The sequence below is a fragment of the Humiphilus diazotrophicus genome, from assembly GCF_059726315.1.
This window is the reverse complement of the sequence record NZ_AP040870.1, coordinates 1,535,562-1,554,104: the sequence shown is the minus strand read 5'-3', so window position 1 is coordinate 1,554,104 and position 18,543 is coordinate 1,535,562. Positions and strand designations below refer to the sequence as shown.

Annotated in this window: 13 protein-coding genes; 10 read left to right on the top strand and 3 right to left on the bottom strand. The window is 50.3% G+C overall.

Annotated features, from left to right (window positions below):
- The first annotated feature begins 28 nt into the window (after positions 1–28).
- From flgM to pnp, 8 genes are all read left to right on the top strand, one after another.
- A complete protein-coding gene (gene flgM, locus AC6I7T_RS07640; RefSeq protein WP_497792758.1) occupies positions 29–322 on the top strand; it encodes a flagellar biosynthesis anti-sigma factor FlgM in 294 nt (97 codons plus the stop codon).
- Between the two features lie 13 nt (positions 323–335).
- A complete protein-coding gene (locus AC6I7T_RS07635; protein ID WP_497792757.1) occupies positions 336–626 on the top strand; it encodes a hypothetical protein in 291 nt (96 codons plus the stop codon).
- Positions 627–641: 15 nt separating this feature from the next.
- Positions 642–2,084, top strand: coding sequence for a flagellar hook-associated protein FlgK (gene flgK, locus AC6I7T_RS07630; protein ID WP_497792756.1), 1,443 nt, complete (start codon positions 642–644; stop codon positions 2,082–2,084).
- Between the two features lie 35 nt (positions 2,085–2,119).
- Positions 2,120–3,019 (top strand): flagellar hook-associated protein FlgL, encoded by a 900-nt coding sequence (gene flgL / locus AC6I7T_RS07625; RefSeq protein WP_497792755.1) that lies wholly within the window; start codon positions 2,120–2,122, stop codon positions 3,017–3,019.
- Between the two features lie 593 nt (positions 3,020–3,612).
- On the top strand, positions 3,613–5,223 hold the full coding sequence (locus AC6I7T_RS07620) for a DHA2 family efflux MFS transporter permease subunit (protein ID WP_497792754.1): 1,611 nt from the start codon (positions 3,613–3,615) through the stop codon (positions 5,221–5,223).
- A gap of 18 nt (positions 5,224–5,241) precedes the next feature.
- Positions 5,242–6,558 carry an MFS transporter gene (locus AC6I7T_RS07615; protein ID WP_497792753.1) on the top strand — a complete coding sequence of 439 codons (1,317 nt, stop codon included), beginning with the start codon at positions 5,242–5,244 and terminating at the stop codon, positions 6,556–6,558.
- Between the two features lie 116 nt (positions 6,559–6,674).
- Positions 6,675–6,941: a 30S ribosomal protein S15 gene (gene rpsO / locus AC6I7T_RS07610; protein WP_497792752.1), complete on the top strand. Its 267-nt coding sequence runs from the start codon at positions 6,675–6,677 to the stop codon at positions 6,939–6,941.
- A 289-nt stretch (positions 6,942–7,230) separates the two neighbouring features.
- Positions 7,231–9,627: a polyribonucleotide nucleotidyltransferase gene (gene pnp, locus AC6I7T_RS07605; RefSeq protein ID WP_497792751.1), complete on the top strand. Its 2,397-nt coding sequence runs from the start codon at positions 7,231–7,233 to the stop codon at positions 9,625–9,627.
- A 119-nt stretch (positions 9,628–9,746) separates the two neighbouring features.
- On the opposite strand, the gene AC6I7T_RS07600 is transcribed toward pnp, so the two are convergent.
- Complete coding sequence (locus AC6I7T_RS07600) at positions 9,747–10,022, bottom strand: hypothetical protein (protein WP_497792750.1); 276 nt, start codon at positions 10,020–10,022, stop codon at positions 9,747–9,749.
- 1,016 nt (positions 10,023–11,038) lie between these two features.
- On the opposite strand from AC6I7T_RS07600, the gene AC6I7T_RS07595 reads away from it, so the two are divergent.
- On the top strand, positions 11,039–14,785 hold the full coding sequence (locus AC6I7T_RS07595) for a carboxypeptidase-like regulatory domain-containing protein (RefSeq protein ID WP_497792749.1): 3,747 nt from the start codon (positions 11,039–11,041) through the stop codon (positions 14,783–14,785).
- A 491-nt stretch (positions 14,786–15,276) separates the two neighbouring features.
- A complete protein-coding gene (locus AC6I7T_RS07590; RefSeq protein ID WP_497792748.1) occupies positions 15,277–15,687 on the top strand; it encodes a hypothetical protein in 411 nt (136 codons plus the stop codon).
- A 604-nt stretch (positions 15,688–16,291) separates the two neighbouring features.
- On the opposite strand, the gene AC6I7T_RS07585 is transcribed toward AC6I7T_RS07590, so the two are convergent.
- Both AC6I7T_RS07585 and murA read right to left on the bottom strand, forming a co-directional pair.
- Entirely contained in the window at positions 16,292–16,777 is a 486-nt protein-coding gene (locus tag AC6I7T_RS07585) for a DinB family protein (protein WP_497792747.1), read from the bottom strand.
- Between the two features lie 286 nt (positions 16,778–17,063).
- Positions 17,064–18,371: a UDP-N-acetylglucosamine 1-carboxyvinyltransferase gene (gene murA / locus AC6I7T_RS07580; protein WP_497792746.1), complete on the bottom strand. Its 1,308-nt coding sequence runs from the start codon at positions 18,369–18,371 to the stop codon at positions 17,064–17,066.
- Between the last annotated feature and the right edge of the window lie 172 nt (positions 18,372–18,543).

Sequence of the window (18,543 nt, the reverse complement as noted above, 5' to 3'; positions counted from 1 at the left end):
GCCGATAATGTTGGTGGGAGCAACACAAATGGATATTCGCAACAGCTACGACAACCTGAAGCAGATTATTGGAACCCAAAGTACCGCTGGAACAACAACCTCCGGTCGTACAGGAGCAAAACCGTCTTCCTCCAACCTGGAAGGTGATGAGGCTCAGGTCAGTTCCGCCGCCAATATGATTACTTTGGCTGCTTCGGCGTCCGACGTGCGCATGGACAAGGTTCAGAGTATCAAAAATGCTTTGGATGCTGGTACATACAATATCGATCCGGCTGCTGTTGCCACCAAAGTGATTGACCACATGCTCGGCAAGTCAGCGTAGAACAGGAGCTGACATGAGCCAGGAGCAGGCGTCTTCCTGCTCGGTGCAAAGTCTTGTGACCGAGGCAATAGATGCATTAACCCATTGGGATGCCGATCGTCTAGAGGCGATAGAGCGATCGGCAGCGGTTCTACCGGGAAATCCTCCGGTCGAAAACGTAACTGATACTGTTACAAATATCAACGTTTTAGGGCAGTTACTTGAAGAAACTCGCAGGAATCTGCATGTCTTCAAGTTACTGGAAGCCCGTAAGTACCAACAGGAAGACGCGCAAGGTTACGCGGGGATTCCAGCATCACGTTAAACCAGGAGAAGGCCGATGGCTACGCTTACCACAGCTTGGAATATTGCAACCAGCACGTTGCAGTCAGATCAGGCTGCACTTAATGTCGTATCAAACAATGTTTCGAATGCCGACAATAAGACATACACTCGCCAAGTGCCCACCTGGCAGCAGAACAGCACTTATGAAGCGAATGGTATCGTTTACGGAACGGGGGCTTCTGTAACTGGAATTGCGGCCCAGCGCGACAGCGTTCTGGAAAAGAGGCTGAATCAACAGGCTTCGAACGCATACGCCACGAGCTCGCGTCTATCGGCTCTTCAGAATGTCCAGTCTATTTTCAATGTAGCAACTAGTACCTCTACTTCGACTTCGTCGACAGGTGATTTAAGCACATCCATCTCAAACTTCTTTAATACATTTACGAAGTTGGAGAGTTCTACCAGCAGTACTTCATTACGCGGAGATGTAATATCGTCTGCAAAGTCGCTGGCTCAGGAGTTCCAAAGCCTTTCAAGTAGTCTTGCACAGGAGAAGTCTTCAGTAGATGGTCAGGCTTCCTCTCTTGTGGATCAAGTTAATGCTTTGAGCTCTGCGATTGCGAAACTAAATACGCAGATCGCAAATTCAGGCGGTTCGGATACAAACGCCCTTCAGGATGAACGCCAGAGTGATTTGAATCAGCTCTCGCAGTTAGTGGGTATTCAGGAGATTAAGGGGAATCACAATACAATTACGGTAACGACAACGTCTGGAGATGTCCTGGTAAATGACGGAGATTCCGCGACGATGAGCACGTCGTTATCGGGTGGAGTGACCCAGTTCTATCTCGGTGGACAGAATGTTACCTCTCATTTAACCGCTGGTGGCGGTGAGATGGGTGGCCTTCTTACAGCGCGTGATGTGGATATTCCAACATATCAGACTAAACTAGACGACTTAGCTTTTGGCGTTGCTGATATGGCTAATAAGGCTAACAATACTGGTTATACAGACAATACTGCTACTGCTACGCATGGTCCTAATATCTTTAATGTGGGCACTAATACCCTGGCGAGTCATGCTGGTTATGCATCAGCGATAACTGTTTCGTCGACAATTACTGGTTCTGATCTGGCCTTGTCGTCGGTGGCGCCCACTGCAACAGCTGGTGGCGATACATCAAATCTGCAAAACCAGCTTGCAATGTTGTCCTCGAAATCAGCCGTGGGTAGCGATACCGCAACCAACTACTATTCGGCATTTGTGTCGAACTTGGGGAGCTTGGTAAAAGAAGTAAATATTAACGATACTGCTCAGCAGGCCTCTTTGACGCAACTTCAGAGTCAGAGGGATGAGCTCTCAGCAGTAAGTCTGAACGAAGAGGCGGCTAATTTATCGAACTACGAAAAGGCCTATCAGTCAGCTTCAAGGCTCTTTTCGATTCTAAATACCGTTATGTCTTCAGCGATCAATCTGGGTAACAATACTTCGGTGTAGTAGAACTTTGATCGGATCATTGTAGGAGAACGAAAATGCGGGCAAATCCTTATTACCTGTCGGGGCTAACTACTGCACTGAGCAATACCGATACCCGGTTGCAGAGTATAACAAATCAATTATCTTCCGGTGTGCGGGTGAATTCGCTGTCGGATGATCCTTCGGCTGCAGCACAGAATGAACAGATTCTTGCACAGCTGAGCAAAGATGTTACCTTTTCTCAGACATCCAGCTTGACACAAGGGATGTTGCAGGTCGGCGATTCTGCTTTGAGCAGCGTTGTTAGTCAGCTGACAAGAGCTATCAGTATCGCTACTGAGGGAAATAACGGTACTCTAAATGGCACTAACAAGCAAGCAGTTGCAGAAGAACTGACTGGTATACGGGATGAAATACTCTCTATAGCGAATACCAATTATTCCGGTCAATATATCTTCGGCGGGACCAAGACATCAAGTCAACCGTTCACTCTGACCTCTGGAACTCCGGACACTGTTACTTATACAGGCAATGAAAATAAGACTGCGGTTCAGACTCCCACCGGGCAGAGTATCGACATTAACATCCCCGGGGATCAGATATTCGGCAATACCACATCGGGTGTTCTGTATACGCTCAATACGTTGATCAGCGAATTCAATAGTGGTACAGCGAGTACAGCTACAATCGGGTCTAATATTACTGCTTTAACGACGGGCCTCAATAATGTGTCGGCCCAACGTGTAACGCTGGACAACTCCATTACCCGAATCCAGGCTGCGGCATCCTATGCGAGCACAGAGTCAACGCAGCTTACCTCGGCACAAACTGATCTGATGCAGGCCGATTTTGGCAGTCTTGCCTCAGAACTGAAGCTTGTTGAATCCCAACAATCGGCCGAGTCAAACGTGTTCTCCACGCTGTCGCAGCATAATCTGTTCGATTATCTCAAATAAACCAAAACAAACTAACGCATTTGGGCTTCTGCCAACCAGCAGAAGCCTTTTCTTTAGTGATCGGTTCGTGACCAATTTCTTGGATGGATTCCAGTGTGCAATCTCCATCCGGTTATACTGGAAACCAGGAAAGGGTACGAATGCTGGCGGGAATAAGGTTTCTGTGGAATTCGACACGAGGGAATCGCTTAACACCTTGGCGTAGTGACTACCTGAAGTGGCGAGTAGAAACCTATTCGGGGTTGAAAGCTGAAACTCTTCGTGCACCGGACATTTTCAGATTTCTGTGGCAACAGAAATGGGAGATGATTCACTACCTCTTCTGGGTGGATCGACTTTTCCGCGAGACGCGGGGTCTTAAGCACTCATCAAGATAGATCCTTCGACCAGAATCAATTGTTACGTGTAGTGGCCACAGCTTCGCAGGCATAAAGCTTCTCTGAAAGCTGGGCTCGTACCATCTATTGATCAATCTATAAAAACTAAGCTGCACTTGTTTCGTTCTTCGCGCGTCCGGAGCTGCTGCTCGTGCATCTATTGCATTATGTAGGCGGTACCGGAGAAGCGGAGCCGCAGGGGAGACGACCGAGAGGATGGCGGCATCCGCAGCTAACACCAATGACGAACTGAACGCGAAAGTAGCCTGGAAGCCACGGGTGAATCCCTGGCTTATTGCTGCAACTGTGGCCTTGGCTGCGTTTATGGAGGTCCTCGATACCTCAATTGCCAATGTGGCTTTACCTCACATTGCGGGAAATCTTGGTGCCAGCACAGATGAGAGCACCTGGGTTCTGACAGCTTATTTGGTGGCGAATGCCATTGTGCTGCCCATGGGCGGCTGGGCCGCGAGCGTAGTGGGGCGCAAAAATTTCTTTCTCCTTTGTATTGTCATTTTTACCGTCAGTTCACTGTTGTGTGGGTTGGCTCCGACGCTGCCCTTCCTTTTGCTCTTTCGTGTCTTCCAGGGATTAGGAGGTGGTGGGCTACAGCCCATGGCTCAGGCCATCATGGCCGATTCTTTTGAACCTTCAAAACGCGGTCTAGCTTTTTCGCTTTATGGATTGGTGGCGGTGTTGGCGCCTTCCATCGGCCCGACATTGGGTGGCTGGATTACTGACAACTACAGCTGGCACTGGATCTTCTATATCAATATTCCTGTCGGAATTCTGACGTTTATCCTTACCCAGCGTCTGGTCGAAGATCCTCCTTTTGTGAAGTCCGATCGCAAGAATCTCTTCAAGCTGGATTATGTGGGCTTGAGTCTCCTTGTTATTTCCATGGGGACCTTGCAGATCATGTTGGATAAAGGAGAGGAGAAGGATTGGTTCGGTTCCAGCTTCATTACCACCTTTGCTGTCATATGCGTGGTTTCCTTTGTCGGATTGATATGGTGGGAGTGGAAGCAGAAAGCTCCTCTCATCGAACTTCGTCTGTTTAAGCACACGAATTTCGCAACGTGTTGTTTCCTGATGCTTCTCGTTGGCGGGGTTTTGAATGCTGGTACGGTTCTTCAGCCGCAGTTCATGCAAGCTAATCTTGGATACACGGCGACGATTGCCGGAATGGCCCTCTCCGGTGGCGGTCTGGTGTTGATTTTAGTGATGCCTTTTGCTGGGAAGGCGGTCGGCGTCTTCCCAGCACGCAACCTTATTGCTTTCGGATTTACCTGCTTTTCGATCGCCTATTTTTATGTGGCCACGCATTTGAGCTTGGATATCAGCTTTGGGTTTGCCTCGTGGCTGCGTATTATTCAAATCGCTCCCATTCCATTCATCTTTATATCTGTGACGACAGCGGCCTATTTCGGACTGCCTCGTGAAAAGAGTAACCAGATCGCCGGGTTGATTAATTTTGTCCGGAATATTGGCGGAAGTATTCTGATTGCGCTTACAAATGCCGGCGTTACAGAAATGGGACAATTCCATGCTGCCCATGCAATCAGAACTCTCAATCCTGCAGATCCGATCTTTCAACAGCGCGTACAGGCTTTGACGGGACGTTTCACCGATGTCGCCGGACCGGGAAATGCAGCAGCTTTGGCCCAGGGCCAGATCTACCGTCAATTGGCACAGCAAACCCAGACACAGGCATACGTTGACGTGTACTTTATCTTGGCTTATGCCACTTTGTGCATGATCCCACTAGCCTTCCTGCTACGGAAAAACCAGCCTGGAGGAGGTGGTGGCGAGATCTCTGTTCATTAGGGAGATTTCGCTACAGCTATGTCACGGAGGCCATCGGAAACAAAATCGAATAGTGGAATCTCTCATGCATGGCGGGCTCTTCGGCATCGGAATTTTCGGTTGTATTTCGCCGGGCAGGGGATCTCGGTCATCGGAACATGGATGACCCGGGTAGCTACTGGATGGTTGGTGTATCGGCTAACCCATTCCGCCGTCCTTCTTGGGACTGTCGGTTTCGCGGGACAGATTCCTACCTTTTTGTTAGCTCCTTTTGCGGGTGTTTGGATTGACCGGTTAAATCGCCGGAATGTGCTCCTTTGGACGCAAGCGCTGGCGATGTTGCAGTCGTTGGCCCTTGCTCTGTTAACGCTCACACATCGGATCACTATTCACGAAATTCTCTGGCTGAGCGCACTTCAAGGGGCGATCAATGCCTTTGATATGCCGGGCAGACAGTCTTTTCTGGTCAAAATGGTGGAGGATCGAGCGGACCTGAGCAATGCCATTGCCTTGAATTCCTCCATGGTGAATGTGGCTCGACTCGTCGGCCCTTCATTGGCAGGAATGGTTATTGCAGCCACGAACGAAGGCTTATGTTTCCTGGTCGATGGCGTTAGCTATATCGCAGTTTTGATCTCTTTATTGATGATGAGTGTGGCAGGGCCCGTGATTGAGGGACGTTCTAGTTCTTCAACTTTCGACCAGTTGCGGGAAGGGTGGGAGTATGTCTCTGGTTCGAAACCCCTTCGAGCGATTCTGCTGTTGTTTGCCCTGGTCAGTTTGATGGGCATGCCCTACACCGTACTGATGCCGATATTTGCTTCTCAAGTCTTGCATGGAGGTCCACATACACTGGGCTTTCTGATGGGGACTATGGGGGTGGGAGCGGTAATCTCTGCGGTCTCCTTGGCACTGCGTAAGACGGTGAGAGGCCTGCTGAAAATGATTCCTCTCTCAGCATTTCTTTTCGGCGCGGGCCTGATTGGCTTCGGATTGTCGCATTCTTTGTGGCTCTCTCTGCTTCTTATGCTGGTGACGGGGTTTGGAATGATGCAGGGTATGGCCGTCAGCAATACCATCATTCAGACCATTACTGCAGAGGACAAACGTGGAAGAGTGATGAGCTACTACACGATTGCCTTCGTGGGAATGGCTCCTTTCGGTAGTCTCCTGGCGGGCTCTCTAGCCCATGTTCTGGGGGCGCCTCGCACCGTTATCCTCACCGGGACATTTGTCCTGCTCGGAGGCCTGTGGTTTTGGCTGAAGAGTCAGGAGGTACGCCGAGCTATGCGGCCGATTTATGTTGAACTTGGAATTGTGCAGCCGGAAGAGGTTGTCAATAGCGTGACCCGCTGATTCTAAAGGGGAATAAATCGAAGCCCTCAACGTGTCTCGCATGTACCTTTTATGTTACCCTTGTACAGACACTTAGAGAGTGGACTAGAGAAAACAAAGAGGAGTAACGCACTTCCGTGCTAGCACCTGCGAAAAAGAACGATATCATCGCCCGCTTCCGTACTCACGATTCCGATACAGGGAGTCCTGAGGTTCAGATTGCTATTCTGAGCGAGCGCATTGGCGAGCTGACAGAGCATTTTAAGACGCATAAAAAGGATCACGCTTCCCGTCGTGGACTGTTGATGCTGGTTAGCAAACGCCGCCGTTTGCTGGATTACCTAAAGACAAACGATTCAGATCGCTACCGTGACGTGATCGGTAAGCTGGGTATCCGCAAGTAAAAACCTAAGCGATACACTTTGTTCCTTAACCTGACGCGAAGAGACCGGGTGGTATGCCTGGCCCCCGCAGGACAAAAAGCCAGGGGCCGGCGTGTAAGTGGCAGTTGGTGCCGCCTACAGGATTTTTGTGCCTCTGGTGACGGCCTAGAGAGGGGCAGATTGTGGTCTCTCACTGATTTGAAAGGTAGCCCTGCCGTTTTTGTGCAGGGCTGCACCCCTCCTGCTAAGCGCCGCACTTCTCCTGCCTCGCGCGCATTCCTGACAGTTTCAATCGAGAAATGAGGAAACTATGAAGCACGACGTGTCCGTCGAACTAGCCGGTGGAAAGCGGCTGAATTTTGAGACCGGCCGCATGGCCAAGCAGGCCTCTGGCGCTGCTCTTGTGTCCCAAGGGGACAACGTAATTTTGGCGACCGCTGTGGCCGCACCCGAGAAAAAAGAGGGAATTGATTTCTTTCCTCTTACCGTGGATTACCGTGAATACGCCTATGCCGGCGGTCGGATTCCCGGGGGCTTTATTAAGAGAGAAGGTCGTCCGAGCGAGCGTGAAATTCTTATCAGCCGCCAGATCGATCGTCCTATCCGCCCTCTCTTCCCTGAGGGGTTTCGCAATGAGACTCAAGTCATTGCTCTTGTATTCTCCGCAGACAAAGAAAACGATCCAGATGTAGTAGCTATTAATGCAGCAAGTGCTGCTCTGTCTTTGTCGGATATTCCTTTCGGCGGACCGGTTGGCGCTGTTCGTGTTGGTCGCGTAAATGGTGAATTCGTCATTAACCCCTCGTATGTAGAAATGCGAGAGAGCACATTGAACATCATGGTTGTCGGTACTAAGGACGGCATCGTGATGATCGAGAGTGGCGCCAAAGAAGAGACCGAGGACGTTATTGTTGACGCCATCGAGTTTGCTCATGGTGAGATCAAGAAGATCTGCGCAGCCATCAACGAGCTTGTAGCCAAGGCTGGTAAGGTCAAGCGTCTGTTTGAAGCTCCTGTTTTCGATAGCGAGTACTACGAAGCTCTTAAGGCAAAAGTCGGGGAGCGCCTCAAGGATGCCCTCAATACAGAGGCTCATCCGAAGACAGAGAGCTATGCACTTGTAAAACAGATTAAGGACGAACTGGCCGCCGAATTGCCCGCGGATGAAGATGACGCCAAGAAGAAGTTGGCCAGCTACTACGAGTTGCTGCGCGAGCGCATTTTCCGCGAGCAGGTCACGAAGGAAAGAACTCGTCCCGACCGTCGTGCCTTTGATCAGATCCGCCCGATCACCATCGAGGCTGGAGTTCTGCCTAGGACTCACGGTTCTGCACTGTTCACTCGTGGCGAAACACAGGCCTTAGTTACTGCGACTCTGGGCACCAGTGACGATGCACAGCGGTTGGAGAGCTTCGAAGGTGAACAGAAGAAGAGCTTCATGTTGCACTACAACTTCCCCCCGTTCTCGGTGGGTGAAGTCGGTCGTATGACCGGTACCGGACGTCGTGAGATCGGACATGGTGCTCTGGCGGAGAGGGCAATTTCTGCAGTCCTGCCCAGCCCTGAGGACAGCCCTTATACGATGCGCGTCGTATCGGACATCCTGGAGTCAAACGGTTCTTCTTCGATGGCAACCGTTTGCGGCGCCAGCTTGGCATTGATGGATGCAGGTGTTGATCTTAAGGCTGCTGTTGCCGGTGTAGCGATGGGATTGGTAAAGGAAGGCGATGATTACGCTATCTTGACCGACATTGCCGGTGCCGAAGATCACTACGGCGATATGGACTTTAAGGTTGCTGGAACTCGCAAGGGAATTACCGCCCTGCAGATGGATATCAAGATCAGTGGCGTAACCGGACAGATCATGCGGGAAGCCATGGAGCAGGCACGACGTGGCCGTATGTTCCTCTTGGACACCATGGATGCTGTTGTGAGTGGTCCGCGCAAGGAGCGTTCGAAGTTTGCTCCGCGTATCCACACACTGCAGATTCCGACCGACAAGATTCGCGATCTGATTGGACCCGGAGGCAAAACCATCCGCGGCATCATCGAAGCTACCGCTGTAAAGATTGACGTAGATGATACCGGGCGAGTTAATGTGGCCTCGAACGACGAAGCAGGCTTGAGCAAGGCTCTGGCCATGATCAATGACCTGACAGCGGTGCCAGAAGTAGGGAAGACTTACCTTGGTAAAGTTGTCCGCTTGGCTGAGTTTGGAGCTTTTGTTGAGCTGTTCCCCGGAACGGATGGTCTCTTGCACATTTCCGAGATTGCAGAGCACCGCGTCAAGGATGTCAAAGACGAACTTCGTGAAGGCGATCAGGTTCTAGTTAAGGTCCTGGGCATTGAAGGCAATCGTATTAAGCTTTCCCGCAAGGCTCTGCTGAAGGAGCAACGCGCAAAGCTTGGCCAGGATGCAACTCCGGCTCCCGTTGCCGAAGATGCTCCTGAAGCTGCAGAACGTCCGGCGCGTAAGGATGAGTCCGAGCGTCAGCCATCTTCTAACGCCAGCACGATCATGATCGAAGGCGGAGAGGATTTTGACGATGAGGAAAGCTTCGACGAAGACAGTGAGCCCAACTTTAATCGTGCCGAGGGCGCTCCACAAGCAACTCAGGAACGTGGCCCCGGGGGGCCTCGTCGTCGTCGCAGCCGTGGACGTAACAATCGCGGCCGTGGTCCTGGCAGCGGCGGCGGAAGTCGCTAGATTCGCAGTATTGATAATGTAGTTCTATAAAGGGCGTGGCCGTTCTGTTTGGGCGGCCACGTCAATCTGTTTATGGCTGTTTAATTAGCCATCATCACGTCATACTGATTCCAATTGCATCATCTTGTTGTTTTCTGCTGATCAAAGTCATTGTTTTGCCATTCTTTCTTCTCTTTTCTACCAGGGTTAGCCAATTCAACTGCTGTGCGCTTTTCCCCCAACGCTAAAGGTTTACTTCTACCGGGGTAACTGTGGCCACGAGCAGCATCAAGGCCGAAACCGCTTTTCTCCGAAGAAAAGCGGTACTCACTGATGAGCAGGTTCTTCCACTGCTCTGGGGATTCTCTGTGATACCTGACATCTTGGAATAATTTTAGTAACCAATACAATTCCATTTATGCGGATTTAGCCATCATAACTCCCTCTCCAATTTAAAGTTATGGCTTGAATCGTATTAATTGAGCATGTCTGAATGCTTCTCCCACTCTCGGCATCGATGTGAAATCTAGGACAATGCGGAAAACCGATGGCTTGGAATCATGCAAAGCTTTCAACATGTGTAAGGAGTAGGGTAAGTCTCAAGTCGCATTTTTTAGGAAGAGGGATACCAGAGGGCAGTGCATCTCCAAATAAGTTAAATCCCAGTTTACTTAGTTACTCCCTTTGTTCTGAGTCCTGCCATAAACCGAAATCGCCTCAAGTGCTTTAGGTCAATGGATGCGCTACCACGATCCGGGAGAGTCCCTAGTTTCCCTTAGAGGTCCGACGAGTTTCGCCTCTCCATCAAAAATTTATCTATCCTGTGCGATTGGTAGGACGACTCTTCAGCCTTTTCAGGAAGATTTTAGAAAGTGGTCGTAAAGTATCCCGCGAAATGCAGCTTTTGGAAGAAAGTTATCGATAACTTAAGACGTTTTATCGTAACTGCAAGTTTTAAATAATTTCCAAAATAGCATATATTTTTCGCATTAATTGTCTATTATCGATGTAATTATCACTAATACTCTCGAAATTTCTTTTCTATCTCCTTTATATTTCCCGGAATCGTTTCACAATTTGGAGCTTATGGCGTAATCGCCTTGACAATCGTCTCTGCGGTCGAGCACACTGACGCTCGTCCAGGACATGGTACGACCTCTTTCACACAAAAGTTGTAGAAGGGGAGACCAGATGGAGCCGCCCAAAGAAAGGAAAGAACTTGCAGTTTAGTTTTCTGACTTGGGTAGGGAGGCAGAGATGCAGTTAAAGAGAAGGGCTGATCAAATAGCAGCCCGAGTAGGAATCAGCAAAGTTGGCTTTGCTGCTACGTGTGGGGCGTCGAATACCGCTGCAGCAGATAACAGGTATCCGGCGATCGAGATAAAAACAGAATACGTCTGCAATAGATCTGGGGAGGAGGCACGGTAGCAGAATGAAAAACTCATCGAGAGTTATGGGTAATTCTCAGAAAAGCCCGCATATATTTAAGGTAGTGCTTTCGCTAGCTGTCCTGATTCTGACACTGTGCGGCAGCGCTTCGGCACAACTTATGGGAAAAGGTGAGGTCCGGGGAACAGTTACGGATCAGAGTGGTGCCGTTATTCCCAATGCAGAAATTACTATCGTGAACACCGAAAACGGTGTTTCCACGGCGACAACCAGCACCTCGACAGGTGAATATAACTTTTCGGCTCTCAACCCTGGCACCTATACCATTACTGTGATTGCCCAGGGCTTTCAGAAGTTAACGCAGGAAAATGTAACAGTAAATGCTCTTGAAAGTCAGACCTTCAATCCGAAGATGACGGTAGGTTCCTCGGCAGAGAGCATCGTGGTTACCTCGGCACCTCCGGTTCTTGAAACAAGCAACGCTATTCTTGGCTCAACGATGGAGAACGAGATGTACTCGGCTCTTCCGTTGCAGATGGGCGCTGGCGGTCAACCCGACCAACGTCGAGCCACTGACTTTGCGGCACTAATGCCTGGTGTCTCTACAGTTCTGACGAATGGCAATCTTACGACCAATACCGGTGCCGTCAATGGTTCCGGACCCCGTGGTGCGGCCAGCGGCGTCTATATTGAAGGTTTGCCCTTCACGATGGCATCTGGTGAAGGCGATCCGCGTTTTGTATGGACTGCGATTTCTGTAGATGCTGTAAGTCAATTTCAAGTTCAGACGAATGGCTATCCCGCCGCTTACGAGGGCATGGGCGTTCAGAACTACGCTATCAAACAGGGTGGGAATAAATACCACGGAGCTGCATACGAATATTTTCGAAACACAGCCCTAGATACTTGGGGCTTCTTTAAGGCCAAGAATCCGCTTACCGGAAAACTTACCAAGCCGGTCGAGCACCAGAATGAGTATGGTATCAATCTTAGTGGTCCTCTCTGGCCCACGCTGAAAGATAGACTTTTCTTTTTCGGTAACTATAACGGCTATCGGTATTCTCGTATATCGCCTACGTACATTACTTTCCCGACTGTCGATCAGCAGGGAGGTAACTTTAATACAAGTGGTGTTACGATCTACGACCCCACAACTCAAGTAGCGAACTGCGGGAGCAAGACTGCGTGTCGTACTCAGTTCACAGGCAATGTGATCCCTAAGGGATTGTTATCGCCTGTTGCGCTTAGGATGCAGCAGTGGCTTCCAGCGCTTACAAATACACAACTAGCCAATAACTATCTTTCGCAAAATGCTTCCGGACTTTCAAACTGGTCGACCACGGACCGCATCGATTTCTATGTAACACCTCAAAATACATTGTCATTTTTAGCTGCGATTGGGCGGCAGGCCAGCTCCGTGCCTGTGGGACAAACAACTGCCGGGCGTAATACCGGACCTGTTCCCTACAATTATGGTCAGGCTTACGCTCCTAAAACTGCTGTTGGCGCGGTCGAAGACACGCACGTCTTTACTGCTCACTTGGTAAACCAGCTGAAATATGGTTTCGCGCGTTATGACGGTCCGACGATTAACGCCGACCGAGCACCAGCATATGCAGCCTCTGCCCTAGGGTTTACGGGGATGCCTACCGGCTCGGCAAGTGAGGCCTTTCCTATTGTGACCTTTAGTGGCAATGGAACCTTACCAACTCAGTGGGCAGGTACTACTACCGGTACTGCTATTGCCAACTCCTATATTTTGATTGATAACGTTCAATGGAGCCGCGGTAATCATTCTTTGACTATTGGCGCTGAATTGGCCTGGATGCAATATCAGACGGTTAATGGACCTTCGTCGAATCTGACCTTGGCTACGAGCAGTGATCAGACATCCGGATTGACCGGCTCGACGCTCACTCCCGGTACTGGCTCTGCTTATGCCAGCTTCTTATTGGGATATGTTAAGACCTTGAGCTTTACCGATTATGCGAAACAGGAGACCGGTGCACGTTTTCGTCCCTTCTCTCCTTATATTCAGGATGATTGGAAGGTTAACTCTCGCTTAACACTTAATCTTGGTCTTCGCTATGATCTCTTTCCGCCTTATCGTGAATCGAACGATGCTTTGAGCTTCTTCGATCCCAATCTTGCAAATCCTGTTACGGGGACCAACGGTGCCCTTCAGTTTGCTGGACACGGAGACGGAACTTGCAACTGCCGTACAAACGTAAAAACCTTCTACAAGAACTTTGGTCCGCGTGTTGGTTTTGCTTATCAGAGCGATCCCAAGACCGTTTGGCGTGGAAGCTTTGGCGTGATCTTCTCGCATGGTAACGGTGTCGGTGGGGCAGCCCCCTCCCGTACTGGTACAGGGACTATCGGCTTTTCTGCAAGTCCTTCCATGCAGGCGAATAGCTCGACATATCTGCCTACGTTCTATATGAATGGATCGACGGCAGCGATTCCCAGCTATACCGGCGCGAAGGGGGTTAACTCCGGTCACGCTTATGGCACAGGATTCACCAACAAGGCAGGTTATACAAGTACGCCTACGAACGTCAGTTATGGCGATCCCAATCGTGGGGGACGGGCTCCTGAGTACATCGTCTACAGCTTTGGTATGCAGCATCAGTGGACAGAGGATCTCTCTTCCTCTATCAGCTATGTTGGGACGTCTGGGCACTTCATCTATGCAGATGGATCCAATGCGCGCGGTTATTGGGCAAATCAGGTAGATCCCAAGTATTTGTCTCTTGGCACCAACTTAAACTCAAAGCTTAGTGCTCTTCCGGGTGGCTATCAGGCATTCGCCGCAGCTAATAATCTCCCATATTACAGCTGGATGGATTCCTCTCAAGCGCTATCGGTGGCTTTACGGCCATTCCCCCAGTATGGATTGAGTGATACTTATGGGCAGGTATCAAATACCTTTTACAGCGCATTGCAGGTTGCCATACAGAAGCGCTTTTCAAAAGGCTATACGTTCATGCTGAATTACACTTGGTCCCGGTCGATTGATAACGCCGGAACTTTCCGGAGCGGTTACGATATTCCCGCTGCATATTCAAACACTGGACGGTCTTGGAAGGCTGATGAAATTGAACGGAGCGTTTCGGCCGTCAACCAGCCCCAGAAGCTCGTATTTACGAGTGTTTGGGATCTTCCCTTTGGTAAAGGTGGTCTCGGTGGTGGTTCTGCTTGGAAGAGAGCTGTATTCGGTGGGTTCAAGTTCTCTGACATCGTCACAATCAACTCAGGGTCTCCGCTGGTTATCACTTCATCTTCCTGCCAGACAAACGCGGCTCAGAGCACATGTGTGCCAAATCTGAATCCTATGTTCCATGGCAATGCCCGTATAAATGGCAAGTGGGGCAAAGGCGTTCGCTACGACAACACGGCTATTAGCTATATTGTTCCTAGTACCGGGGATTCTGGCACTGGCCCATCGGGTCCGTTCATCAATCCAAATACTCCTACCGATAAAACAAAAACCAGTCTCTTAAACACGGCATGGGCTCCTGCCTATACCTTCTCGAATGCACCTCGCACGGCGCCGTATAATCTGTACGGTCCGGGTAACTATAATGTCGATATTAGCCTGCGCCGCAGTTTCGGTCTGCATATCTCTGAAGGATCGCGGTTGAGCCTTCAGGCTGATATGAACAACGTTACAAACCATACGCAGTTTGGTGGTATCGGAACAACACTTGGTAGCGCGAACTTTGGACAAGTAAGTACACAAGCCAATGGCTCACGCGCCATACAGCTTTCGGGTCGTATTGAGTTCTAGACCTGCACGCTGCATTAACCTTGCGAAGGGGAGCCGGATTTCGGCTCCCCTTCTCTTTTCTCTGGGTCTGTTGTCCTGGACACTTCGTTAGAATTCATTCCGTCGGGTGTCGAAGCTTTGCTTTAAAGACGGACAATATTTCACGACAGGGATCATGCTGCATTTTGAGGAACTCTCGGGTCATAGAATGAAACAGGCAGGGGAGATATCTGAATTTGCCACAGTGAGTGTGACGAAGCCAGCCAAACCTTTCGATTTCAAACAGATGCTACCCGGGGCATTCATTTTTCATCTTCGATATAAAAATAAGACATTTTGCGAAATTTCTGGGTATAATTCACACTCATTCGTGGGCCCCCGCTATCGATCGATGATGGGGTTAATAGATAGTAAACAGGCAGAATTTTTCTATTGAACTGGTTGACCCCTGGACGGAAATTCGCATCATAGACTCAGATTCAGTGCCTTCATTTCTGGAGTATGTGGAAATAATGAGTGCCTCCCTTTACATCGTGGTGGAAGGGGAAGACCCGGGCTTTGACATCTTCGTAAATGGGCGGGCAATGGCTCGTAATGAAGATGTTCTCGATAAATTAGCGGAGCGGTTGCACGTCAGGCCGTTGCTCGATTTTTTTTCTGCTGACGAGAACTCGATGGCTCTCCTCCTTGAGGCCGGTGCTGGAGACCCAGCATGGGCAGATACCTTACCTCCGCCGCAGTGGTTCGATCCTGACGATGGGTTGGTCACCGTGTGTACCCTGCTTGATTTTTTGCGCGGAGCTCCAATGTCTCTTGGGTCCGACACAAACGCTGTTGTTCGTGAGTTGGAAGAATATGAACGGGTTCTCCGCAAAACCTCGCAACGGGATTTACGCTGGCAACTAGCTGTAAGCTGGATGTAATCTCGTCGGAAATCATCAGCATTTCCTCGTTTCTTGTCAGTCGGGGATGATCTTTCTTCAGCCGGAGCCTCCTTCAGAAGACACCTGACACGAAAGTTTCTGCGGTTCACAACCTATAAGATTAGGAGCCTGGCAATCCCTCCAGTTAGGTCTTTGTTGGCGCTATGCGCTTACAAAGGAGCTAACAGGAAGGCGCCGGGCTTCCTGTGAATAGGGGCGGCAGCGAAGGAGTTCTTCCCCATAGGGGAGTGCGATAAAGAGAAGGATCGAGTGCGAGTTCGGTTTTTTGAGGTTTGAGCAAGGGACTGCGATTGGTAAGTCTTGGCAGGATTCTGCGTTTCGCAATTGCAAGGAGTGCACGCCGGCCATATGGTTTTGTTTAAGAGCAGTCCTATTGAAAAGAAGACTGCATGCCGCGCATTATTCCTGCATAAGTAGCTCCTGCTGAATATCCGGTCTTGTATCGAAGAGTGTATCCAGACCATTTCACTGATGCTGTGAGCGAACAGGGAAATATTGAGTGCGGCTTTTGGTGACTGAAAAAGCCGCACTGAAATTTTTCCTGGCAGATATCTCTGTTAGTGAATGGTCTAGAGACGAAGCTCTATTCCCTCGGCCATGCTCCCAATAGTTTCCGGATCAAGACCATCTGGCCGAGATGGTAACTATTATGGTCAGCAGTCAGCAGAATCTCTCGAAGCAGGGTTTGTCCTTGCCCCCAGGGTATCTGCGCATACAGGTTGGATTCAGGATTCGTTGCCAACTTCGCAATCGCTTTGCAATCAGCTTTGAAAGCTCTGACTGAGGCATGCCATTCCTCGGCGTCTTTCGGCGCTTCTGCTGTTGGCCAGTAGTCTTCGGGCCATTTCGGGGCCAAGTATTCAGAATTTGTTGAGAATTCAAGAAGGTCATGGACTGTTAGCCGCATGTGTTCAAGCAACTGCCATGCGGTGTAGGGAACATTGTTCGGTTTCTGCCCTGCAAGCTCTACAGGGAAATTCTCTAGAACTGTATTAATATCCGCATGGGCATTGCCTGAGCATATAAGTTCATGAAGCTGCTCTCTGAGTACTCGATCTTCTGATGGCATCCACTTCTCCTCGAAATGTGGGATGCCGACGACAGCCGGATGCGTTTTCAGACTAGGCGGGAGTTGTTGCCATGTACGTTTTCTGCGAAATGCCCTAGACGGACCAGCCAGCACAGAGGCCGGAGCTGGCAGAAGCCTCTTAAATTCCGCGCTGGAACATCTCTTGGATATCTAGCTTAGCGGGGGCACGTATATTGCAGGCGGGCAGGGAAATGCAAAGAGCGGCTTTCCCTGGTGGAAAAGCCGCTCTCGATACTTTCTGACCGATATACCGGTGTAGAACGGCCTAGCTGTGGACTTCGGCTGTTTCGCGGCGTGAGGCGAAGACGTCTCCTAAACGGCGGATCTGGGCGCCTACACCACGCAGTTTCTCTTCAATTCGTTCATAGCCACGATCCATGTGATAAACGCGATCCAGGATAGATTCCCCATCCGCCACCAGCGCTGCCAGTACGAGTGAAGCGGAGGCCCGGAGATCCGAGCACATTACCGCGGCAGCTGACAGCGGAGTACGTCCCCGTACCGTAGCCGTGCGGCCGTCCACCTTGATATTTGCGCCCATGCGGACCAGTTCCTGCACATGCATGAAGCGATTTTCAAAGATGTTTTCCTTGACGATAGAAGTGCCTTCGGCCTGAGTGGCAATCGCCATAAACTGGGCCTGCATATCGGTCGGGAAACCCGGATATTCTTCTGTCGAGATATCGGTTGCACGAAGATTCCCTTCGCCACGAACCCGTATGGAATCAGGTCCAAGAATATCGATCTTGGCTCCACACTCTTCGAGCTTACGAATCACCGCAGAGATGTGCGAAGGATTGCAGTTGGTGATGTTGAGATCTCCACCGGTAATTGCTCCTGCAATCAGAAAAGTTCCTGCCTCAATTCTGTCGGGATTGATGCGGTGCCGTGCCCCGTGCAGTTTGGATACGCCCTGGACGTGAATGGTCGAGGTCCCCGCGCCCTCAATTTTTGCACCCATTTCTGTTAGCAGGGCTGCCAGATCCGTTACTTCCGGTTCTCGTGCACAGTTCTCCATGACTGTCTCTCCGTCTGCAAGGACAGCAGCCATGAGCAAATCCTCTGTTCCTGTGACCGTAATCTTGTCGAAGAGGATGTGGGCACCCTTCAAACGGTCAACACGGGCTTCCAGATAGCCATGTTCCTGGACAATCGTAGCGCCCATTTTCTCCAGCCCTTTGATATGGAGATCGATTGGACGTCCTCCTATCGCGCAGCCTCCCGGCATTGCAACTCTCGCCATACCGGTCCGGGCAATGAGTGGCCCGAGAACAAGAGATGATGCGCGCATAGTTTTGACGATCTCGTATTTTGCCACAGGGTCGGAAAGGACGCGGCAGCAGATGGTCGTACGATGTTGCGCTCGCCCGTATCCTAGTTCGACCTCGGCGCCCATGGCGGCGAGTAGCTTGCGCTCGGTCTCGATGTCGCGAACCTGGGGGATGTTCTCCAGAATGATCTCTTCTTCGGTGAGAATGGCCGCAGCCATGCAAGGAAGAGCAGAATTCTTTGCTCCGCTGACACGAATAGTTCCAATGAGTGGGTTTCCACCGCGAATTACAAATTTGTCCATGGCTGCTGAAGAACTCCTAAAAACCTAAGTCTATAGCAACAAATCGAAGGTTGCTGTGTCCTGGCGATGATCCATATGTGCCAGTCTGGGTTTGTTTCAACAGAAAAGAATCTTTGTGTGAAGAGTTTGAGCGACAGCACGAAAAATGTTCCGGATTGCGGTTTTACTCGTG